The organism is Pantoea nemavictus (genome assembly GCF_037479095.1).
Lineage (GTDB): Bacteria > Pseudomonadota > Gammaproteobacteria > Enterobacterales > Enterobacteriaceae > Pantoea > Pantoea nemavictus.
The window spans coordinates 2,731,288-2,752,972 of sequence record NZ_JBBGZW010000001.1 but is presented as its reverse complement, the minus strand read 5'-3'; the positions used below and the strand labels follow the sequence as shown (position 1 = coordinate 2,752,972).

17 protein-coding genes are annotated in these 21,685 nt (G+C 55.1%); 10 read left to right on the top strand and 7 right to left on the bottom strand.

The window, feature by feature from the left end; genetic code table 11:
• Positions 1-240: 240 nt before the first annotated feature.
• Together WH298_RS12540 and WH298_RS12535 are read left to right on the top strand one after the other, a co-directional pair.
• On the top strand, positions 241-1,224 hold the full coding sequence (locus WH298_RS12540) for an IS110 family RNA-guided transposase (protein ID WP_180822033.1): 984 nt from the start codon (positions 241-243) through the stop codon (positions 1,222-1,224).
• Positions 1,225-1,288: 64 nt separating this feature from the next.
• Positions 1,289-1,966: a MarC family NAAT transporter gene (locus tag WH298_RS12535; protein ID WP_180822992.1), complete on the top strand. Its 678-nt coding sequence runs from the start codon at positions 1,289-1,291 to the stop codon at positions 1,964-1,966.
• 84 nt (positions 1,967-2,050) lie between these two features.
• Here WH298_RS12535 and WH298_RS12530 read toward each other — a convergent pair whose 3' ends face one another.
• Genes WH298_RS12530 through WH298_RS12520 form a run of 3 tightly spaced genes read right to left on the bottom strand, consistent with a single transcriptional unit; the run spans position 2,051 to position 5,844 of the window.
• The gene (locus WH298_RS12530; RefSeq protein WP_180822991.1) at positions 2,051-3,301 is read right to left on the bottom strand and encodes a c-type cytochrome; all 1,251 of its coding nucleotides are present in this window, start codon (positions 3,299-3,301) and stop codon (positions 2,051-2,053) included.
• Positions 3,302-3,305: 4 nt separating this feature from the next.
• Entirely contained in the window at positions 3,306-5,075 is a 1,770-nt protein-coding gene (locus WH298_RS12525; protein WP_180822990.1) for a GMC family oxidoreductase, read from the bottom strand.
• Positions 5,076-5,112: 37 nt separating this feature from the next.
• The gene (locus WH298_RS12520) at positions 5,113-5,844 is read right to left on the bottom strand and encodes a gluconate 2-dehydrogenase subunit 3 family protein (protein ID WP_007886763.1); all 732 of its coding nucleotides are present in this window, start codon (positions 5,842-5,844) and stop codon (positions 5,113-5,115) included.
• A gap of 532 nt (positions 5,845-6,376) precedes the next feature.
• Here WH298_RS12520 and WH298_RS12515 point away from each other — a divergent pair.
• The 3 genes from WH298_RS12515 to WH298_RS12505 all read left to right on the top strand — a co-directional run bounded on the left by WH298_RS12515 (position 6,377) and on the right by WH298_RS12505 (position 10,970).
• The gene (locus WH298_RS12515) at positions 6,377-7,945 is read left to right on the top strand and encodes an ABC transporter substrate-binding protein (RefSeq protein WP_180822989.1); all 1,569 of its coding nucleotides are present in this window, start codon (positions 6,377-6,379) and stop codon (positions 7,943-7,945) included.
• A gap of 233 nt (positions 7,946-8,178) precedes the next feature.
• Positions 8,179-9,681 (top strand): helicase HerA-like C-terminal domain-containing protein, encoded by a 1,503-nt coding sequence (locus WH298_RS12510; RefSeq protein ID WP_180822988.1) that lies wholly within the window; start codon positions 8,179-8,181, stop codon positions 9,679-9,681.
• A gap of 11 nt (positions 9,682-9,692) precedes the next feature.
• Positions 9,693-10,970 (top strand): DUF445 domain-containing protein, encoded by a 1,278-nt coding sequence (locus tag WH298_RS12505; RefSeq protein ID WP_180822987.1) that lies wholly within the window; start codon positions 9,693-9,695, stop codon positions 10,968-10,970.
• A gap of 65 nt (positions 10,971-11,035) precedes the next feature.
• Here the strand turns inward: WH298_RS12505 and lptG are convergent, their stop codons facing one another.
• On the bottom strand, positions 11,036-12,112 hold the full coding sequence (gene lptG, locus WH298_RS12500; protein WP_007886758.1) for an LPS export ABC transporter permease LptG: 1,077 nt from the start codon (positions 12,110-12,112) through the stop codon (positions 11,036-11,038).
• Positions 12,112-13,212 carry an LPS export ABC transporter permease LptF gene (gene lptF, locus WH298_RS12495; protein ID WP_180822986.1) on the bottom strand — a complete coding sequence of 367 codons (1,101 nt, stop codon included), beginning with the start codon at positions 13,210-13,212 and terminating at the stop codon, positions 12,112-12,114. The genes lptG and lptF overlap by 1 nt, the downstream gene beginning before the upstream one ends.
• A gap of 268 nt (positions 13,213-13,480) precedes the next feature.
• Between lptF and pepA the strand changes: the two genes are divergently transcribed.
• From pepA to WH298_RS12475, 4 genes are all read left to right on the top strand, one after another.
• Positions 13,481-14,992: a leucyl aminopeptidase gene (pepA, locus tag WH298_RS12490; RefSeq protein WP_007886756.1), complete on the top strand. Its 1,512-nt coding sequence runs from the start codon at positions 13,481-13,483 to the stop codon at positions 14,990-14,992.
• Between the two features lie 164 nt (positions 14,993-15,156).
• A complete protein-coding gene (locus tag WH298_RS12485; protein ID WP_036620276.1) occupies positions 15,157-15,618 on the top strand; it encodes a DNA polymerase III subunit chi in 462 nt (153 codons plus the stop codon).
• 2 nt (positions 15,619-15,620) lie between these two features.
• The gene (locus WH298_RS12480) at positions 15,621-18,476 is read left to right on the top strand and encodes a valine--tRNA ligase (RefSeq protein ID WP_180822985.1); all 2,856 of its coding nucleotides are present in this window, start codon (positions 15,621-15,623) and stop codon (positions 18,474-18,476) included.
• A gap of 66 nt (positions 18,477-18,542) precedes the next feature.
• On the top strand, positions 18,543-19,046 hold the full coding sequence (locus WH298_RS12475; protein ID WP_049851383.1) for a GNAT family N-acetyltransferase: 504 nt from the start codon (positions 18,543-18,545) through the stop codon (positions 19,044-19,046).
• A 162-nt stretch (positions 19,047-19,208) separates the two neighbouring features.
• On the opposite strand, the gene miaE is transcribed toward WH298_RS12475, so the two are convergent.
• Both miaE and rraB read right to left on the bottom strand, forming a co-directional pair.
• Entirely contained in the window at positions 19,209-19,970 is a 762-nt protein-coding gene (miaE, locus tag WH298_RS12470; protein WP_180822984.1) for a tRNA isopentenyl-2-thiomethyl-A-37 hydroxylase MiaE, read from the bottom strand.
• 64 nt (positions 19,971-20,034) lie between these two features.
• Positions 20,035-20,457: a ribonuclease E inhibitor RraB gene (rraB, locus tag WH298_RS12465; protein ID WP_007886745.1), complete on the bottom strand. Its 423-nt coding sequence runs from the start codon at positions 20,455-20,457 to the stop codon at positions 20,035-20,037.
• 162 nt (positions 20,458-20,619) lie between these two features.
• Here rraB and argF point away from each other — a divergent pair, with 162 nt between their 5' ends.
• Positions 20,620-21,627: an ornithine carbamoyltransferase gene (argF, locus tag WH298_RS12460; RefSeq protein WP_180822983.1), complete on the top strand. Its 1,008-nt coding sequence runs from the start codon at positions 20,620-20,622 to the stop codon at positions 21,625-21,627.
• Positions 21,628-21,685: the final 58 nt, after the last annotated feature.

Below are 21,685 nucleotides of genomic sequence, written 5' to 3'. Positions count from 1 at the left end.
ATGCGGTCAATCGCGCAATAAATTGCGCCGCTTGTATCTTGAATGTGTTGCTGGTTAGCTACCAGCAACATGAAACGGAGGCAGCTTTTTGCGCCGCTTAAGACCCGATCTTGCTTCGTAGCTTTAAGCCCTCCGTTTCTCCTTTCACGCCAGCAACTACTCTGAACGGTAACCAGAAGCTCTGACTTCGTATGTACAAGGCTAGATGGCGTGATGGTTTAAGTGAAAGGGAGATATCCGATGTTCTGTCTTGGTATTGATGTCAGCAAAAACAAACTCGACCTCTGCCTGTTCCCCGGCAACGGCAAAAAGAAAACGAAATCCATCAAAAATCAGGTCGGCGTAGAACGTGACATCTGCGACTGGCTCCAGAAGCAGAAGTGCCCGCCAGAGCAGGTGATGGTGGTGATGGAAGCGACCAGCGTCTATCACGAAAACGTCGCTTACGGGCTGCACGGGAACACGCCCGTGACGGTCTGTATCGGCAATCCGCAACGGGTCAGGGAGTTTGCCCGCGGAATGGGTATCCTGACCAAAAATGACGCGGTCGACGCCTGGGTGCTGGCCCGTTACGGCGAGCTGAAACAGCCCGATGCCTGGGTTCCGCCGCCACCGGAAGTCCGCAAGCTGAAAGACCTGCTGCGTCTGCGTGACGCCATCGTTGAAGATGTGCAGCGCGCGACGAACAGGCTCGAGAAGGCGAACTCAACCCAGACGGCGGGCGAGGTGACCGACTCGCTTGAAAGAACAAAAAAATCGCATGAAAAGGAGCTGAAGCGAATAAACGCGCTGATTGACGACCACATGGATAAGAATGATGGTCTGAAAGATGATCTTAAGCTGCTGGAGTCGATAAAAGGTATCGGCGGCGTAGTGGGAACGACCATGCTGTCGGTGCTGCGTACGTGCCAGTTCCGCAATGCGGGTCAGGTAGCGGCGTGGCTGGGCGTGGTGCCGGTCGAGAAGACGTCAGGCAGTTCGGTGAGAGGGCTGGCCCGGATGTCGAAAACCGGTCCCGCCGACGTGAGAGCGAAGCTGTATATGGCCGCGATAGTAGCGGCAAGGTGGAATCGCCCCGTAAGAGCGCTGTATGAAAGGCTGATGGCGAAGGGCAAGCCAGCCAAAGTGGCGCTGGGAGCGGTGATGCGCAAACTGGTCCATCTCTGCTTCGGTGTGCTTAAAACACGAGAGCCGTGGAACGAAAACTACGTAGCTACCGCTTGACGTTCAAGACGGTAGCTACAGAACGTGCAAGTGTTGAATCACTTTTTCAAATGGGAATGTCTCCATGCTGGAGCTTTTTAAAGCCATCGGGCTGGGATTGGTGGTGATTTTGCCGCTGGCCAATCCGCTGACCACCGTGGCGCTGTTTCTCGGCCTTGCCGGTGATATGAACTTCCAGGAGCGTAATCGCCAGGCGATGCAGGCTTCGATCTACGTTTTCCTGATCATGATGGTGGCGTGGTACGCCGGCAGCGCGGTGTTGCACACCTTTGGTATTTCTATTCCCGGCCTGCGCATGGCCGGCGGATTGATTGTGGCGTTTATTGGCTTTCGCATGCTGTTTCCGGCAAAACCGGTTGGGCATTCGGTCGAAGCCGAACATAAGCAGGATGAGCTGGATGCCAACGACAATAATCGTGAAACCGTAAATATCGCCTTTGTGCCGCTGGCGATGCCAAGCACCGCTGGCCCAGGCACCATCGCGATGATCATCAGTTCGGCTTCCACGGTAAAATCCGGGGTCGATTTTCCTGATTGGGTCGTCATGGTCGCGCCGACGCTGATATTTCTCTCCGTGTCGGTGATCCTATGGATTTCGCTGCGCTGTTCTGGCGCCATTATGAAGCTGGTGGGGAAAGGCGGGATCGAAGCGATTTCGCGCTTGATGGGCTTCTTGCTGGTGTGTATGGGCGTGCAGTTCATCATCAACGGCGTGTTGGAAGTGATCCACAATTTCCATTAAACCGTCTTGTAAAACCAGGTCGCCATGAATGGCGACCCTACGCTGTTGTAGAGTGCGCATGCATGCGCACCTGGAATTACCTTATTACTTCAACGTCTTACGAACTTCTGCTACCTGATCTTTAGTCACCGCTGGCGCATTGTTGCTCCAGCCCTGACGAATGAAGGTTGCCAGTTTAGCCACTTGATCATCATCCAGACGCTTAGCAAAATCCGGCATCGCCAGGGTTGATGGCGCCTTCTCAGTCGATGGCTGCTGCGCACCGGCCAAAATGGTGTGGATCAAACCGCTTGGATCTTTAGCATTGACGATCGTCGCCTGATCCAGCTCCGGGAAGATCCCCGGCGCGCCTTTACCGGTGACAAAGTGGCAGGCGCCGCAGTTGTCGATATACAGACGCTCACCTTCCGACAAACCTTTCGCCGCCGTTAGCTTCGCTTCTGTCGCCTGCTGCTTCTGCACGTTGTACGCCTGCAGCGGCGGATTACCGCCAAGGAACTTCAGATAGGCGGCAATGGCTTTCAGGTCAGCATCCGTCATGTGCGAGCTGGAGTGCTCAATCACCGACTTCATCTCACCGCCTACCGCGGCCTTGTCGTTACGTCCGGTTTGCAGGTAATCGACGATCTCCTGCTCGCTCCAGCGCGGCAGACCGCGCAGCGACGGCACATCCCAGTTGTTCAGGCTGCCACCGGCGAGGAACTGATCGTCGCCGCTATCCAGCGCTTTCTCGTTCATGCCGAGACCGCGCGGCGTGTGGCAGCTGCCGCAGTGGCCAAGGCTTTCGACGATGTAAGCACCGCGATTCACCTCTTCCGATGCGCCACCAATCGGCTGGAACGGTTTATCTGAGGTGAATGCCCAGTTCCAGAAGCGCATACCCCAACGCTGGCTGAACGGGAAGCTGAGATCGGTTTCCGGCGGCTGCTCGCTGCTCGGCTTGACGCCCTTCATAAAGTAGACGTAAAGCGCGTGCATCTCGGCATCAGAGATTTTGGCGTAATCCGGATACGGCATCGCTGGATAGAGTCGTGAACCGTTCGGCAACACGCCTTTACGCACCGCGTCAGAGAACTGCTGCTCGCTATAGTTGCCGATGCCGTGCTCTTTGTCCGGCGTGATGTTGGTGGAGTAAATGGTGCCGAGATTCGACTCAATCGCCAAACCACCCGCGTAATCGCCTTTGCCCGACACGGTATGGCACGCCATACAGTCGCCGAGGCGCGACAGGTATTCACCCTGCTTGATCAATTGAGCTTCATCTTCCGCGTGAGCCTGCAGGACAAAGCTGCCCAGCAGCACGGCGTTGGCGATTAACAATGATTTTAATTTCATGCGCTTATGCCTGTACCAGTGGGCCGGGATTTTTCAGATAATGTTCTTTGATGGCTTGTGCCGCCATCAAGGTGATCGCGCCGATGGTATCGGTCGGGTTCGCCTGGAAGTTTTGCGGGAAGGCGTTGCCGCCCGGCACAAACACGTTATGAACATCCCAGCTCTGCAGGTACTTGTTCAGTGCAGACGTTTTCGGGTTATCGCCCATTACCGCGCCGCCGACGTTGTGGGTCGAAACGTACTTGGTCAGGTCAAAGTCCGCGCCCATCGGCAGGAAGCTCATGCTCATGCTGTCTGGGTTAAGTTCTTTGGCGATATTACCGACGATCCCTTTCAAGTGCTGCTGCAGCTTGAGTTCGTTCTCTTTCCAGTTAAAGGTCATACGCAGCAGCGGCTGACCGCGATGGTCGGTGTAGTGCGGATCGAGATCGAGATAGATATCGCGATACGACTGACAGGTGGTGGTGATGCTGATCTTCATGGAGTGGTTGTACCACTCCTCCAGACCTTCCTTGTAGCCCAGACCCCAGCTCGGCGTGCCTTTCGGCAGTGCAGCAGCCATTGGCGTACCGGTGGCCTGCGAACTGTGGATCTTAGCGCCACCCAGGAAGCCCAGACCCGGACCGTCGAAGTTGCCTGGTGAGATGTCGTTGAACATCTGCCCAGTTGCGCCAGCGGTGGCGTAAGAGTTGAAGTTTTTGTCTTTGAAGAACAGGGTTGCGCCGCCGTTCGACAGGAACGCATAGTTACGCCCCACCACACCCTCTTCGGTAATCGGGTTATACGGCTTGCCGATACCGGATAGCAGCATCAGACGCACGTTGTAAAGCTGGAAGCTGGAGAGCACCACGATCTTGGCTGGCTGGAACACTTCGTTGCCATCCACATCGTAGTAAATCACGCCTTTGGCGGTTTTCTGATCGTCATGCAGCACCACTTTCACCACTTCGGCGTGCACTTCGTAAGAGAAGTTTGGCATCCGCTTCAGTGAATCCATGACCGCCGTTTGCGGTGAGGCTTTCGAGTAGTTCAGGCATGGATATTTCGAGCAGTAACCGCAGTAGTTGCACGGTGCGATCTGGTTGCCGTACGGGTTTTTCCACGCGCGGGATACGCACGCTGACGGGTTCGGGAACGGGTGATAACCGAGTTTGGTCGCCGCTTCCTTGAACATCACATTGTTCAGCGTGTCTTCCAGCGCAGGCAGCGGATAAGGTTCTGAACGCGGACCTTCAAACGGATCGCCACCTTCCAGAATCTGACCACGCAGGTTGCCGGTGTTACCGGATTGACCGCAGATCAGCTCAAACTTGTAGTAATACGGCTCAATCTCTTCCCAGGTGAACGGGAAGTCCATCACGCGCATATCTTCCTGCAGGATGCCCGGCTTGTAAGCCTCATCCACGTAGGTTTTCAGCTTCAGGTCAGTCGGCGTTGGACGAATCAGCACCGCCGTCCAGTGCATGCCCGCGCCGCCCACACCGGTGCCTGGCGCAAACGCGCCCCACTTACGGGTGGGTAACGCCGTCTGGCTGCTGTTGTAACGCACGGTGACCGCCACTTCTTTTGGCGTCGCGAACACTTTGTTACGCACGTTGTAGGCGTACTCATCGGCCGGTTTCGGATAGGCGAAATCCGGGTAGTCACGCTCGCCGCCACGCTCTAAGGCGCGCACTTCCAGTCCGGCCATCGCCAGCTCAATGCTCATCAGCGAGCCGGCCCAGCCGAGGCCGCATACGACGACGTCGACTTCTTTCTTTGTAATCTGTGCCATGTTAATCCTGTCTCACATACCAAAAACGGGGGTGTGCTTACGCGCTTTCACCCAAGAGGCTGACCGGTCCCAGCGGGTACGGCACGTTGTGCTGCTTCACCCATTCGGTAAAGCTGGCGCGTGCGCCCGGGAAGCCGATAGCAATCCAGGCTTTCATGCCTTTGTTGCCGCCGTACATCGGGTCAGCGAGGTAGCCGTGTTTGGTATCTGAAAGCAGCTGGCTGAAGAACTGTGAGGCCTTCAGGTTCTCTTCGCCCAGAGCGGCGAAGTCGATACCGTCGTTTTTGTTCACTTTGGTCAGCACCGCATCTTTCTCTTCCAGTGATAGCGCATGGAATGGTTTCTGGAAGTTGCTCTGCGTCCACTGATTCACCAGCTTGATACCGGTTTGGTACATCTGCTGTGGCGTAAACGGAATTTGGTATCCCATGGTGGCAGGCGCGTGCACGTCAAACGGACCTTGCATGTAGATCTCGGCGCCGAACTCCGGGCTGTGCAGCTGCTGATCGATAAAGATCGGCACGTTGGTTTCCAGTGCACCTGGCGCTTTACCTTTGCCGCCAGCGGGGATCAGACGATCGGCTGCAGCCAGAATAAATTGCCACTCATCGGCACTGAAAAAGATCGGTTTATAATCGGCGAGCTCGGGTGCTGCCATTTCCGCAGCTTGCGCCGCAGTTAATCCCTTAAATACCAGGTCACTTAATGGCAAAGCCAATAGCGACCCAAGTAAAAACTTACGTCTGGTGGTCGGTTTATTTAGAAGCATGGCGCGACGACTCTCACTTGCTAAGAAAGATAATTATTTTTGTTAATAGCTTTATAAATCGGTAAATAACCTGGCAATATTAGGGATATAGGTATTTCAGAATGTAAAAATTCAATTAAGGATATGTTTTGATGAAATTCAATCATCATGTTGAATTTAGGTTAAGGCTTGGTAAAAGGCTTTCGAGGCAGAAAATGAGGTTTTAACCGTACAATTGTTGGGATATTGAGGTTATTTGATGGGCAATTGACCAGGTATTATCGCGCAGAGAAATAATCGCCAAAATGAATCAATGAAAAAAAATCATACTTCTATACCAGAGAATTATTCTCATTTATAACATTTCATTTACTTAATTGACCAGCAGATGAACGATCTATTTCCCGGAAATGACAGATAGCGCACAAAATAAACGCAATAATACCTGAACGCAATCAATTGTTATTTTCCGGCACAGCTCAGAACAAACCGGCATTTTGCCTGAGCGGCGGCAGAGATAGAGTCTGATTATCTCTTCTCCAGGAAAACAATAATGCGCTCACTGATTTTGCTCGTCGCTTTATGGGGCAGCAGTTTTGCACTGCATGCCGCCACGCCGAAAGATACCCTTGTCGTTGCCGTACCGCTCGACGGCATTATTAGCTTCGATCCCGCTGAAAGCTTCGAAACCGTAAGCAATAGCGTGCAGCGCAATATTTACCAAACGCTGGTAGAAGCGGATCGCAATTCGCCGCAGAAGCTGGCACCGCTGCTGGCAACCGGTTGGCAGCAGGGCAGCACGCCGCACAGCTTAGTGTTTAACATTAAACCTGACGCCCACTTCTCCAGCGGCAATCCGGTGACGGCGCAGGATGTGATCTTCTCACTGACGCGCGCGGTGCAGCTGAATAAAGCGCCCTCTTTCATTCTCGCCGAATTTGGCTGGACCCCTGAAAACATCGCCAGTCAGTTTAACGTGCTGAATGACCATCAGCTGGAGATTCAGTGGCCAGCGCAGATTGGTCAGAACCTGGCGCTGCGCCTGCTGACGGCGCCAGTGGCCTCCGTGGTTGACAGTAAAACCGTGCAGCAGCATGTGGTGAATAATGATGCCGGCAACGGCTGGCTGCATACCAATTCGGCCGGTAGCGGCGCGTTTACCATTCAGCAGTATGTGCCGCAGCAGGCGCTGGTGCTGAGCGCCAACAAACAAGCCAATCCTCAGCCGAAGCTGAAGCGTATTTTGTTAAAGGGTGTGGCGGATGCCGGTGCGCGTCGCCTGCTGATTCAGCAAGGTGATGTCGATGTCGCCTATCAGCTCGGACCGGATCAGATTGATGCGCTGAAGAGCGACAAAAATCTGCGCATTGAGGCGTTCCCATCCAGCCTGGTCTATTACCTTGGTTTCAACACCAAAGATAAAGCGCAACCGGCGCTGGGCAACCCGGCGCTGTGGCAAGCCGCGCGCTGGCTGGTGGATTACCACTCAATTTCGCAAGATCTGCTGAAAGGCCAGTACCGCATTCATCAAAGCTTCCTGCCACAAGGCTTTGATGGCGCGCTGGAGGATCAGCCTTTCCATTACGATGTGGCGAAAGCCAAAGAGATTTTAGCCAAAGGCGGCATCAAGCCAGGCACGAAGTTTGCGCTGACGGTGATCAATCAGCCGCCTTACATTGATGTGGCGCAGGCGCTGCAGGCCAGCTTTGCCAAGGCGGATGTGCAGATTGAGCTGCAGCCGGTGGCGGAGTCAGAGCTGTGGAGCAAAATGCGCGGCCGCGATTTCCAGTCGATCTTTATCTATTGGGGCGCGGACTATGTCGATCCCAACACCAATGCCAGCGCCTTCGCCTATAACGTGCCGGGCGGCTCCAAAACCCTGGCGTGGCGCGTTGGCTGGGATATTCCGGAGCTCAGTGCCAAAACCCGTGCGGCAGCCGGTGAAAGCGATGCGGCTAAACGTCGTGCGTTATATACCGATTTGCAAAAAACGATGCAGCAGAATTCCCCGTTTGTGGTAACGCTGCAGGGCGCGCAGCAGGTCGCGGTGCGCAATAACGTTAATCATGTGCAGCAAGGGATTGGCGTGAGTTTGCTGTTTTTTGATACGGTGCAGAAATAATTTAGATCGTGCTGCCATCCCCCCTCCTCGGTCCTCCCCCATAAATGGAGGAGGAAGACGCTGCTCTATGTCAGTTCTGAAGTGGCATGTAGCAGCGTCTCCTTCCCCCATTTATGGGGGAAGGCCGGGATGGGGGACAGTTGGCACAACCTTTTCGGCACAATCCTCCTCCCTCCTCGCGCGCCGCTTGCTATCCTTTCTGGCATAACCTATTGCCTGAGAGCGAAATAATCATGACCACTCCGTTGCTGATTGCCCAAACGCCCGACGTTCAATTGCATCTCCTCTCCAACATGGCGAACCGCCACGGCTTGATTACTGGCGCCACCGGCACCGGCAAAACCGTGACGCTGCAAAAGCTGGCGGAATCCTTCTCCGACATCGGCGTGCCGGTGTTTATGGCGGATGTGAAAGGCGATCTCACCGGTATTTCCGCTGCAGGCGACGGCTCTGAAAAGCTGCTGGCGCGTCTGGCGAAGATCGGCGTCACCGACTGGCAGGCGCAGAAAAATCCGGTGATGGTGTGGGATATTTTTGGCCAGCAGGGGCATCCGGTGCGTGCGACGGTGTCCGATCTCGGCCCGCTGCTGCTGGCACGTCTGCTCAATCTCAACGACGTGCAATCCGGCGTACTGCAGATCATCTTCCGCATCGCCGACGATCAAGGCTTGTTGCTGCTGGACTTCAAAGATCTGCGCGCCATGACGCAGTACATCGGCGACAACGCCAAGGCATTTCAGACGCAATACGGCAACATCAACAGCGCGTCGGTGGGGGCGATTCAGCGCGGCTTGCTGGCGCTGGAACAGCAAGGGGCCGAGCACTTCTTTGGCGAACCCATGCTGGATATCCGCGACTGGATGCGCTGCGACAGCAACGGTAAAGGCTTTATCAATATCCTCTCGGCGGAAAAGCTCTATCAAATGCCAAAACTTTACGCCACCAGTCTGCTGTGGCTGCTGGCAGAGCTGTATGAGCAGTTACCGGAAGCGGGCGATCTCGACAAGCCAAAAATGGTGTTCTTCTTCGACGAAGCGCACCTGCTGTTTACCGATGCGCCGCCGGTGCTGCTGGAGAAGGTTGAGCAGGTGATTCGTTTGATCCGCTCCAAGGGCGTTGGCGTCTATTTCGTCACGCAGAATCCTGGCGATATTCCCGACAACGTGCTGGGACAGCTCGGCAACCGCGTGCAGCATGCACTGCGTGCCTTTACGCCGAAAGACCAGAAAGCAGTGAAAAGCGCCGCTGAAACCATGCGCGCCAATCCAGACTTTGATATCGTCGAGGCGATTCAGGCGCTCGGCACCGGCGAAGCGCTAATCTCCTTCCTTGATGAAAAAGGCAGTCCCTCGATGGTGCAGCGTGCGATGGTGATTGCACCCGGCTCGCGCATGGGCCCGGTGAGTCTGGATGAACGTAACAGCCTGATCAACAACTCGCCGCTGTACGGCAAATACGATACTGAAGTGGATCGTGAATCCGCCTTCGAAATGTTGCAAAAAGGCGTGCAGGTCGCAACGCAACAAGCCAACGCGCCAGAAGCCAAAGGTAATAGCGTCGATGTTGATGGCGGCATTCTCGGCGGCCTGAAGGACATTCTGTTCGGCACCACCGGTCCGCGTGGTGGCAAGCGCGATGGCGTGGTGCAGAGCGTGGCGAAAAGCGCTGCGCGTCAGGTTACCAATCAGATCATTCGCGGTGTGCTCGGCAGTTTATTGGGCGGCCGTCGTCGTTAAAAAAAGGATTTATGGATAAATATCAACAACTCAAACGCAGCAAACGTCTGGCGCTGTCGCTGCTGGTGATTGCCGCCGCGACTTTTGTCGTAACGCTGTTTCTGCCGCCCAACTTTTGGGTTCTCGGACTCAAAGCGATCGCGGAAGCGGCGATGGTCGGGGCCTTAGCCGACTGGTTCGCCGTGGTGGCGCTGTTCCGGCGCGTGCCGGTGCCGTTTATCTCACGTCATACGGCGATTATTCCGCGTAACAAAGATCGTATTGGGGAGAATCTTGGTCGCTTCGTGCAGGAGAAATTCCTCGATACCGATTCGCTACTGGCGCTGATTCGCCGCCACGATCCGTCGCAAATGTTGGCACAGTGGCTGAACACGCCGGGCAACGCCGATCGCATTGGTCGTCATCTGCTGCAGGTAATGCGCGGCTTTCTCGATCTCACTGACGACCAACGCATTCAGCGCTTTTTACGCCGCGCGGTGCATCGCGCGCTAGATAAAGTTGATCTCACCCAATCCAGCGCACTGCTGTTGGATAGCCTGACCAAGAACAATCGTCATCAGGAGTTGCTCGATGCCGCGGTGCAACAGCTGCTGCGCCTGCTGCACAAGCCCGGCACACGTGAGTTTATCGCCGCGCAGATTGTACGCTGGCTGAAGCGCGAACATCCGATTAAAGCCAAAATGCTGCCGACCGAATGGCTTGGCGAGCACAGCGCCGATTTGGTGGCGAATGCGGTGGACTCAATTCTCGACCAGGTGGCGCTCGATCAGGGACATGAGCTGCGTCTGGGCTTCGACCGTGCGGTGCAGCGGCTGATTGAGCGACTGAAAACCGATCCGGAAATGGCGGAACGCGCCGAAGGCATCAAGAACTGGCTGAAGGAGGATGAGTCTTTCAATCGTTATATCGGCGAACTGTGGCAGGATTTACGTGGCTGGCTGAAAGACGATTTGAACAGTGAGGATTCACGGGTGCAGGAGCGCGTCAGACTGGCCGCGCTGTGGCTGGGTGAAACCCTGGCTGCCGATGAAGCGCTACGCGCCTCAATGAATCAACATCTGGAAGATGCGGCACGCAGCGTGGCACCGGAGTTCGCCACCTTCCTGACGCGCCATATCAGCGACACCGTGAAAAGCTGGGATGCACGCGATATGTCACAGCAAATCGAGCTGAATATAGGTCGCGATCTGCAGTTCATCCGCATTAACGGCACGCTGGTGGGCGGCACCATTGGCCTGATTTTGTATTTGTTGTCGCAGGTGCCAGGATGGGTTCAGCAGTTGCAGTGAGGGGACGTCAGAAAAGGCGATTTTACTGAAGAGGATGGGCCAGCATCGAGGCTGGCCCATGACAATTACCGGCGTTTCATCAGCAGGAACAAGCTGATGGCGAAGAACGCGCCGCTCGGCAAAATCGCGCCTAATATCGGCGGTAAACCGTAGACCAGGCTTAACGGGCCAAAGATCTGATCTAGCACGTAGAACAGGAAGCCAAAGCTAATCCCCGTTACCACGCGCACGCCCATTGAGACGCTACGCAGCGGACCAAAGATAAACGACAGCGCCATCAGCATCATCACCGCTACCGACAGCGGCTGGAAGATTTTGCTCCACATATTCAGCAGGTAACGTCCCGAAACCTGGCCGCTCTGCTTAAGGTATTTGCTGTAGTTATACAGGCCACTGATCGACAAAGCGTCTGGATCCAGCGCCACCACGCCGAGCTTATCTGGCGTGAGGTTGGTTTTCCATTCGCCGCTCAGGCTCTGTGAACCGGTGATTTGTTTGGCATCTTGCAGGTTAGATTCATCTACCTGCGATAACACCCACAGCTTCTTATCGGCGTTCCAGGTCGCAGTCGCCGCGTAACGTACGCTCAGCAAACGGCGCTGGTCGCTGAAATTATAGATGCTGACACCATCAATCTCGTTATCGCCTTTGATGCGCTCGATGTAGATGAAGTTGTTACCGTCCTTCGCCCACAGACCGTTTTGCGTGGAGACCAGCGAGCCGCCGTACAGCTGTTGCGCACGATAGTTACGCGCCATCTGCTCACCCTGCGGCGCAACGAACTCGCCCACCGCCATGGTTAATAGCACCAGCGGAATGGCGGTTTTCATTACCGCCAGCGCCACCTGCATGCGAGTAAAGCCCGATGCCTGCATCACCACCAGCTCACTGCGCTGCGCCAGCGTGCCCAAACCGAGTAACGCGCCCAACAGCGCCGCCATCGGGAAGAAGATTTCGATATCTTTCGGTACGCTGAGCAGCGTGTAGTAACCGGCATCCAGTGCGGTGTACGCGCCCTGCCCGGTTTTACGCAGCTGATCCACGAACTTAATGATGCCTGACAACGACACCAGCATGAACAGCGTCAGCATAATGGTGTTGAAGATAGTTTTGCCGATATAGCGGTCAAGAACCTTAAACATCAGACCGATCCTCCACGGCTAAAACGGGCACGGATGCGACGCATCGGCACGGTATCCCATAGGTTCAGCAGCACCGCCAGCGCCAGATAGGCGAAGTTCACTACCCACATCCAGATGGCAGGGTCGAACCGGCCTTTCGCTGCGTTGGAACGCAGAGAACTCTGTAGCAAGAAGAAGATCAGATACAGCAGCATGGCGGGCAACATTGAGAGCACGCGCCCCTGACGCGGGTTTACCACGCTAAGCGGCACCACCATTAACGCCATCACCAGCACCGCAAAGATCAGCGTCAAACGCCAGTGGAATTCCGCCTGGAACTGCGGCGTCTTGTTTTGCAGCAACGCGCTAATATCCGCCTGATCGGCATCGTTCGGATCCAGCGTGGCTTCTTTGTAGCCCACCAGCGCTTGATAGTTCACAAAGTCCGTAATGCGGAAATCGCGGAGCAAGGCGGTACCTTCAAAGCGCGTGCCTTTATCCAGCGTGACCACCTGCGAGCCATCTTTACGCTGCTCCATGTGACCACTGTCTGCCAGCACCACCGAGGGACGCGCGTTGCCTTTCGGACGCAGCTGCGCCAGGAACACGTTGCCGAAGGTATTGCCTTTCACGTTTTCGACAAACAGCACCGCGTTGCCGTCACTGGACGTCTGGAACTGTCCAGCCGCCAGCGCTGCCGCACCCGGATTCGCTTTGGCGTTTTGCGTCACTTCTTGCTGATAACGCGACGACCACGGCCCTAACCAGATGACATTGACCGCCGCCACCAGCGAGGTGAACAGCATCAGGATCATCGCGGCTTTAATGAGCATGCTTTTACCCAGGCCGCAGGCATGCATCACCGTGATTTCACTTTCGGTGTACAGCCGCCCAAGGGTCATTAAAATCGCCAGAAATAGGCTTAGGGGCAGGATAAGTTGTGCCATTTCAGGCACGCCAAGTCCTAACAATGTCAGAACTAAGTTTGTTGGGATCTCGCCATCCACCGCAGCTCCCAAAATCCGCACTAACTTCTGACAAAAGAAGATCAGTAGCAGGATGAAGAGGATAGCCAGCTGGCTTTTGAGCGTTTCCCGAACCAGATATCTAATGATGATCACGCTTAGTACGCCTGTGATAACTTGTCTTTTTGCAGGAAAATCGCTAGTTTCAACGCTTATCAGCCATTTTTCTTCATCAATGGCCGTCATCGTAGCTAAAATAGTATGACGAACGCGTTAGCGTGGTGAAAAAACAACATATTGTCACCACAACTCATTATGACTACCGGCGCTGAATTGTCATGGCGTCGCAACAAATTAATGGGTTACGAACGCGCTACATTCTAACGACAGCTAAGGCCGTTGTCTTTAAGATTCAGGAGAGTGCATGGAGTTCAGTGTAAAAAGCGGTAGCCCGGAAAAACAGCGTAGCGCCTGCATTGTTGTTGGCGTTTTCGAACCGCGCCGTTTGTCACCCATTGCTGAGCAGTTAGATAAGATCAGCGATGGCTACATCAGCGCCCTGCTGCGCCGCGGTGAACTGGAAGGAAAAGTGGGCCAAACGCTGCTGCTGCACCATGTGCCAAATATCCTCTCCGAACGCATCCTGCTGATCGGCTGCGGTAAAGAGCGCGAGCTGGATGAGCGCCAGTACAAGCAGGTGATTCAGAAGACGATCAATACGCTGAATGACACCGGTTCGATGGAAGCAGTGTGCTTCCTGACAGAACTGCACGTAAAAGGCCGCAATACCTACTGGAAAGTGCGCCAGGCGGTCGAAACCTCGAAAGAAGCGCTCTACAACTTTGATCAGCTGAAAAGCAACAAAGTTGAACCGCGCCGTCCACTGCGCAAGCTGGTGTTCAACGTGCCAACCCGTCGTGAACTGACCAGCGGCGAGCGCGCCATTCAGCACGGTTTGGCCGTGGCTGCAGGCGTGAAAGCGGCCAAAGATCTCAGCAATATGCCGCCAAATATCTGTAACGCCGCCTACCTGGCGTCACAGGCGCGTCAGCTGGCGGATGCGTACAGCAAAAATGTCACCACGCGCGTCATCGGCGAGCAGCAGATGAAAGAGCTGGGCATGAACGCGTATCTGGCGGTCGGAGCCGGTTCACATAATGAATCGCTGATGTCGGTGATTGAGTACAAAGGCAATAACGATCCCGAAGCGCGCCCCATCGTGCTGGTGGGGAAAGGCTTAACCTTCGATTCCGGCGGTATTTCGATTAAACCAGCCGAAGCGATGGATGAGATGAAGTACGACATGTGCGGCGCGGCCTCGGTGTACGGCGTGATGCGCATGGTGGCAGAACTGAATCTGCCGCTGAATGTCGTCGGCGTGCTGGTAGGCTGTGAAAACATGGCAGACGGCAAAGCAATGCGTCCGGGTGACGTGTTAACCACTATGTCCGGCCAAACCGTGGAAGTGCTGAATACCGATGCTGAAGGCCGACTGGTGCTGTGCGATGCGCTGACCTATGTCGAGCGTTTCGAGCCAGAAGTGGTGATTGACGTCGCAACGCTGACCGGTGCCTGCGTGATTGCGCTGGGCCATCATGTCAGCGGTTTGATGTCGAACCACAATCCGCTGGCGCACGAGCTGATCAGCGCGTCTGAGCAATCAGGCGATCGCGCCTGGCGTCTGCCGATGGCGGATGAGTATCAGGAACAGCTGGAATCCAATTTTGCCGATATGGCAAACATTGGCGGCCGTCCTGGCGGCGCGATTACCGCAGCCTGCTTCCTGGCGCGCTTTGCACGTAAGTTCAACTGGGCGCACCTGGATATCGCCGGTACCGCATGGCGTTCAGGTAAAGCCAAAGGCGCAACCGGTCGTCCGGTGCCGCTGCTGTCGCAGTTCCTGCTGAACCGTGCTGGACTGAACGGCGACGATTGATTTGGTGATGGCTGTCCCCCTCCTCGGTCCTCCTCCACAAGTGGGGGAGGAAGATGCTGCCCTATGTGAGTTGTGAAGTTGCATGTAGCAGCATCTCCTTCCCCCATTTATGGGGGAAGGCCGGGATGGGGGACAGCGAGCCCCCCTCTCATCCAAAGGATCCCATGAAAAACGCCACTTTCTATGTGATGGAGTCTGAGAGCGCAGGCGACGGCTTAACCGCCATCGAAGCCCTGGTATGCTCTCTTGCCGAAACACGCTGGCGTGACGGCAAACGCATCCTGATTGCCTGCGAAAATGAAGAACAAGCCAATCGGCTGGATGAAGCACTCTGGCAGTTGCCGGCTAACGCCTTTGTGCCGCACAATCTGGCCGGCGAAGGCCCGCGCTATGGCGCACCGGTTGAACTGGCATGGCCGCAGCGCCGTGGCAGTTCGCCGCGCGATCTGTTGATCAGCCTGCTGCCACAGTTCGCAGATTTTGCTACTGCTTTCCATGAAGTGATAGACTTCGTACCTTATGAAGAATCCCTAAAACAACTGGCGCGCGATCGCTATAAAGCCTATCGCAGCGTTGGTTTCCAATTGAATACGGCGACGCCACCCTCGCCGCAAACGACAGTGTAGAAATGGAAAAGACATATAACCCGCAAGATATCGAGCAGCCGCTCTACGAGCACTGGGAACAGCAGGGCTACTTTAAACCGAATGGCGACACCAGCCAGGAAAGCTTTTGCATCATGATCCCGCCGCCGAACGTCACCGGCAGCTTGCATATGGGTCACGCTTTCCAGCAAACCATCATGGACACCATGGTGCGTTACCAGCGTATGCAGGGCAAAAACACCCTGTGGCAGGCCGGTACCGATCACGCCGGTATCGCCACGCAGATGGTCGTTGAGCGTAAGATCGCCGCTGAAGAGGGCAAAACGCGTCAGGATTACGGTCGCGATGCGTTCATCGACAAAATCTGGCAGTGGAAAGCGGAATCCGGCGGCACCATTACCCGCCAGATGCGCCGTCTCGGCAACTCGGTTGACTGGGAGCGCGAGCGCTTCACTATGGATGACGGTCTGTCCAACGCGGTGCGCGAAGTGTTTGTCCGCCTGTATAAAGAGAACCTGATTTACCGTGGTAAACGCCTGGTAAACTGGGATCCAAAACTGCGTACCGCCATCTCCGATCTGGAAGTGGAAAACCGCGAGAGCAAAGGCTCGATGTGGCATATCCGCTATCCGCTTGCTGACGGTGTGAAAACCGCGGAAGGCAAAAATTATCTGGTGGTGGCGACCACCCGTCCGGAAACCCTGTTGGGCGATACCGGCGTCGCGGTTAACCCGGAAGATCCGCGCTATAAAGATTTGATCGGCAAAGAAGTGATCCTGCCGCTGGTGAACCGTCGTATTCCGATCGTTGGCGATGAACACGCCGATATGGAAAAAGGCACCGGCTGCGTGAAAATCACGCCAGCGCATGACTTCAATGACTACGAAGTCGGTCGTCGTCACAAGCTGCCAATGATCAACATTCTGACCTTCGATGGCGATATCCGCGAGCGCGCGGAAGTGTTCGATACTAATGGCGAAGTGAGCGACGAGTGTGCCGACGATATCCCAGCACAGTTCCAGAAAATGGAGCGTTTTGCTGCGCGTAAAGCGATTGTCGCTGCCGTTGACGAAATCGGCCTGCTGGAAGAGATCAAACCGCACGATCTGACCGTTCCTTACGGTGATCGCGGCGGCGTGGTGATTGAACCTATGCTGACTGATCAATGGTATGTGCGCACCGCCCCGCTGGCGAAAGTTGCGGTTGAAGCGGTTGAGAATGGCGACATCCAGTTCGTGCCAAAACAGTACGAAAACATGTACTTCTCGTGGATGCGAGACATTCAGGATTGGTGTATTTCGCGTCAGCTGTGGTGGGGACACCGCATTCCGGCGTGGTACGACAACGACGGCAACGTCTACGTTGGCCGCACCGAAGACGAAGTGCGTCAGGAAAACCATCTGGCCGCCGACGTTGCGCTGCGCCAGGATGACGACGTCCTGGATACCTGGTTTTCATCCGGTCTGTGGACTTTCTCTACTCTTGGCTGGCCAGAGAACACCGAAGCGCTGCGTACCTTCCATCCAACCAGCGTGTTGGTGAGCGGCTTCGACATTATCTTCTTCTGGATTGCGCGCATGATCATGCTGACCATGCACTTCATCAAAGATGAAAACGGCAAGCCGCAGGTACCGTTTAAAACCGTCTATATGACCGGTTTGATCCGCGATGAAGAAGGCCAGAAGATGTCCAAGTCGAAAGGCAACGTCATCGATCCCCTGGATATGATTGACGGTATTTCGCTGGAAGATCTGCTGGAGAAGCGTACCGGCAACATGATGCAGCCGCAGCTGGCTGAAAAGATCCGCAAACGTACCGAGAAGCAGTTCCCGGACGGCATCGTGCCATCAGGTACCGATGCGCTGCGCTTTACCCTCGCCGCGCTGGCTTCTACCGGTCGTGACATCAACTGGGACATGAAGCGCCTCGAAGGCTACCGCAACTTCTGTAACAAGCTGTGGAACGCCAGCCGCTTCGTGCTGATGAACACCGAAGAGCAGGATTGCGGACAAAACGGCGGCGAAATGAAGCTGTCGCTGGCTGATCGCTGGATTCTGAGCGAATTCAACCGCAGCGTGAAGGCGTATCGTGAAGCGCTGGATAGCTATCGCTTTGATATCGCAGCCAATATTCTTTATGACTTCACCTGGAACCAGTTCTGTGACTGGTATCTGGAGCTGACGAAGCCGGTGATGACCAGCGGTAGCGAAGCGGAACTGCGCGGCACGCGTAATACGCTGGTCACCGTGCTGGAAGCGCTGCTGCGTCTGGCGCACCCGATTATTCCTTACATCACCGAAACCATCTGGCAGCGTGTGAAAGGCCTGAAAAACATCGATCACGATACCATTATGCTGCAGCCGTTCCCGCAGTATGAAGCGGCGAAGGAAGATGCCGAGGCGCAAGCTGATATTGAGTGGATGAAACAGGCGATCGTCGCGGTACGTAATATTCGCGCTGAGATGAACATCGCGCCAAGCAAGCCGCTCGATGTGCTGCTGCGTGACTGCTCGGCTGCGGCGCAGCGTCGCGTGGAAGAGAACCGTACTTTCCTGGCGCGTCTGGCGCGTCTGGCAAGCCTGACCATTCTGCCTGCGGGCGAGAAAGGCCCGGTTTCAGTGACGAAGATTGTTGAAGGCGCTGAGTTGCTGATCCCAATGGCGGATCTGGTGAACAAAGAAGCCGAGCTGGAGCGTCTGGCGAAAGAGCTGGTGAAACTTGATGTGGAAATCGAGAAGATCCAGACCAAGCTGGCCAACGAAGGCTTTGTGTCACGTGCGCCGGAAGCGGTTGTTGCCAAAGAGCGTGAGCGCGTAGCCGAGCTTGAGCAATCTAAAGCAAAACTGTTTGAACAGCAGGGCGTGATTGCGGCATTGTAAGCGCTTCAGTCCAACTGCTTAATCGAAGCCGGGCACTGCCCGGCTTTTTTATACCGGAAGATAATGATGACCACCGACGCCCCCATCAATTTAAAGGTGCGCCCGATTACAGCCGCCGATAATCCGCTGATCGCGCAGGTGATCCGCGATGTGTCAGCCGAATTTGGGCTGACGGCGGACAAAGGTTACACCGTGTCCGATCCCAATCTGGATCGCCTTTTCGAACTGTACAGTGAAGCCAATAGCGCCTACTGGATTGTTGAACATGAAGGCGTAGTGGTGGGCGGCGGCGGCGTTGCACCGTTGGCTTGTAGCGCACCGGATATTTGCGAGCTGCAGAAAATGTATTTCCTGCCGCAGGTGCGTGGCTTAGGTCTGGCGCGCGATCTGGCGCTGCGCGCCATGGAACATGCTCGTCAAAAGGGGTTTCGCCGCTGTTATCTGGAAACCACCGGCAGCCTGACGCGCGCGATTAAATTATATGAGTCGTTGGGCTTTGAGCTGATTGACAGCGCGATGGGCTGTACCGGGCACGTGGATTGCGAAGTGCGGATGTTGAAGGTGTTGTGATTTGATGTGCTCGCTGTGATGTGCTCGCTGTCCCCCTCCTCGGTCTTCCCCCATAAATGGGGGAGGAGGATGCTGCTATATGTGGGTTGGGAGCTGCATGTGGCAGAATCTCCTTTCCCCGCAAGCGGGGGAAGGCCGGGATGGGGGACTGCGAGCACATATCTAAACCGTCGGCACACCGCTATGAAAACGCAATTCGCCATCCGGCTCGCTGATTAAGCGCGCTTCTGTCGCACCAAACGCCTGTACGCGTGGCGCAATGTCCTTCGGCGAAATCTGCTGCGCCAGCTTCAGATAATCCTGGTAATGACGCGCTTCCGATCGCAACAGCGAAATGTAGAACTTCTCAAGCTGCTCATCCAGATACGGCGCCAGGCTGGCGAAACGTTCGCAGGATCGCGCTTCGATGTACGCTCCGCAAATCAACTTATCCACCAGCGCATCTGGCTCATACGTGGCGATTTCACGGATCAGCCCTTTGGCATAACGGCTGGCGGTGATTTTACGATAGGGCAAACCGCGCGACTGCATGATTTCCCACACCTGATAAAAGTGATGCAACTCCTCTTTGATCAGCAGCACCATCATCTCTACCAAATCGTCGGCCCACGGCAGCTCATTGCGCACAATGATACTTTTGGTCAGATTTTTGTGGGCGTTGATAAAGTTGCTGTCCGGTTCATCGCGGTAGATAAAATCTTCATACGGCTTAAGCCACGCCAGAATGGCATCGCCACTCGGCTTATCCGCCACGTATTTACGGATGATAAACACCGCGGTTTGCGCGGCCTTCAATTCGCAAACCATATGATCGGTGAGCAGCAGCGTCAGATTTTCCGGCTTGCGCGCTTCATCAATCCACGCGTGTGGCGTGCGGCAATGCAGGAATTGATAGATCGGTTCTAATAGCGGAGCGTAATTCATGGGCAATCTTTTGTCTTACGGGGAGAAGGAATCGGGGCGGCGGGCGCCGCCCGTTAAGGAAGGCTTAGTGGCGTACACCGTTGTCTTCTTCGTCGTCGATGAATTCGCCATCGTCGTCTTCATCTTCGGCATCGGGATCTTCAAAGTAGGTGCCCCAACCGTCGTAATCGACGTTGTAGCTGCCCGCCAGATTCACCAACTGCTCAACCTGCGCGTCAATCAGCTCCGGCTTCAGCGCGCCTTCGCTCAGGATATCAACGCACATCACTTTGCTGCCGTCTTCCAGCTCCAGCTCCTCTGGCTCGCTCACTTCATAGCCCAGCTTGAAGGCATCAACCGCCACCTTCTCCAGCGAGTCGAAATTGTTGCAGGAGAGATGATGCTCGATAGTGTAAAGCGCATCGGGATCGCTGCCGTCTTCCAGCAGCTCTTCAATGATCAGTCGCGTCTCTTCGCGCTGTTCTTCCAGCAATGCTTCATATGCCATGGGTGTGTCCTCAAAATATTCGGCTGAATAAGATTATTTTCCCACACTGCCTCGCGCGCCACTACACAAAACAACAAGTTTCTTAACGCCGGGGTTGAAAATGCATATTCATACGGTTAGATTGAATTTTAATTCATTTCATGTGGGCAACTGGAGCGCTGTATGAGTCAGCTGTATCAAAGACATTTCCTGAGATTGCTGGATTTCACCCCGGCCGAAATCGATTCTCTGCTGAGTCTGGCAGGTGAATTAAAACACGCAAAGAAAAATGCCGGCGAAACGCAGTTCCTGAAAGGCAAAAACATCGCGCTCATCTTCGAAAAAGACTCGACTCGTACCCGATGCTCTTTCGAAGTTGCCGCTTACGATCAGGGCGCTAACGTCACCTATCTCGGCCCGAGCGGCAGCCAAATCGGCCATAAAGAGTCGATGAAAGACACCGCACGTGTGCTGGGCCGCATGTATGACGGCATTCAGTATCGCGGCTACGGCCAGGAACTGGTGGAAACCTTAGCGGAGTTCGCTGGCGTGCCGGTATGGAACGGGCTGACCACCGAATTTCACCCTACGCAGCTGCTGGCCGATCTGTTGACCATGCAGGAACATCTGCCCGGCAAATCGCTGAATCAAATGACGCTGGTGTATGTGGGCGATGCGCGCAACAACATGGGCAACAGCATGCTGGAAGCTGCAGCGCTAGTGGGGCTGGATCTGCGTCTGGTGGCACCGAAAGGCTGCTGGCCAGAAGCTGAATTAGTCGAACAATGCCGCGTGGCCGCGCAGCAAACCGGCGGCAAAATCACGCTGACCGAAGATATCGCCGAAGGCGTGCAAGGTGCCGACTTCATCTACACTGATGTATGGGTGTCGATGGGCGAAGCCAAATCGGTGTGGGAAGATCGCATCGCCCTGCTGCGTCCTTATCAGGTGAATAGCGCGATGCTGGCCCTGACCGGTAATCCGCAGGTGAAATTCCTGCACTGTCTGCCGGCTTTCCATGACGATAAAACCACGCTCGGCCGCCAGATGGCTGAACAGTATGGTTTGCACGATGGCATGGAAGTGAGCAATGAAGTGTTTGAATCGGCACACAGCATCGTGTTCGATCAGGCAGAAAACCGCATGCACACCATTAAAGCGGTGATGGTCGCCACCTTAGGTAAGCGATAAATATAGCGAAGCAAACGTTTACCTTGCGCGCGATATTTGCTTGCTGCAAATCAGTGAA

Bases quoted from the DNA above. Each gene is read 5' to 3' on its own strand.
- WH298_RS12540 (WP_180822033.1), top strand. From the start codon at position 241: ATGTTCTGTCTTGGTATTGATGTCAGCAAAAACAAACTCGACCTCTGC.
- WH298_RS12535 (WP_180822992.1), top strand. From the start codon at position 1,289: ATGCTGGAGCTTTTTAAAGCCATCGGGCTGGGATTGGTGGTGATTTTG.
- WH298_RS12530 (WP_180822991.1), bottom strand. From the start codon at position 3,301: ATGAAATTAAAATCATTGTTAATCGCCAACGCCGTGCTGCTGGGCAGC.
- WH298_RS12525 (WP_180822990.1), bottom strand. From the start codon at position 5,075: ATGGCACAGATTACAAAGAAAGAAGTCGACGTCGTCGTATGCGGCCTC.
- WH298_RS12520 (WP_007886763.1), bottom strand. From the start codon at position 5,844: ATGCTTCTAAATAAACCGACCACCAGACGTAAGTTTTTACTTGGGTCG.
- WH298_RS12515 (WP_180822989.1), top strand. From the start codon at position 6,377: ATGCGCTCACTGATTTTGCTCGTCGCTTTATGGGGCAGCAGTTTTGCA.
- WH298_RS12510 (WP_180822988.1), top strand. From the start codon at position 8,179: ATGACCACTCCGTTGCTGATTGCCCAAACGCCCGACGTTCAATTGCAT.
- WH298_RS12505 (WP_180822987.1), top strand. From the start codon at position 9,693: ATGGATAAATATCAACAACTCAAACGCAGCAAACGTCTGGCGCTGTCG.
- lptG (WP_007886758.1), bottom strand. From the start codon at position 12,112: ATGTTTAAGGTTCTTGACCGCTATATCGGCAAAACTATCTTCAACACC.
- pepA (WP_007886756.1), top strand. From the start codon at position 13,481: ATGGAGTTCAGTGTAAAAAGCGGTAGCCCGGAAAAACAGCGTAGCGCC.
- WH298_RS12485 (WP_036620276.1), top strand. From the start codon at position 15,157: ATGAAAAACGCCACTTTCTATGTGATGGAGTCTGAGAGCGCAGGCGAC.
- WH298_RS12480 (WP_180822985.1), top strand. From the start codon at position 15,621: ATGGAAAAGACATATAACCCGCAAGATATCGAGCAGCCGCTCTACGAG.
- WH298_RS12475 (WP_049851383.1), top strand. From the start codon at position 18,543: ATGACCACCGACGCCCCCATCAATTTAAAGGTGCGCCCGATTACAGCC.
- miaE (WP_180822984.1), bottom strand. From the start codon at position 19,970: ATGAATTACGCTCCGCTATTAGAACCGATCTATCAATTCCTGCATTGC.
- rraB (WP_007886745.1), bottom strand. From the start codon at position 20,457: ATGGCATATGAAGCATTGCTGGAAGAACAGCGCGAAGAGACGCGACTG.
- argF (WP_180822983.1), top strand. From the start codon at position 20,620: ATGAGTCAGCTGTATCAAAGACATTTCCTGAGATTGCTGGATTTCACC.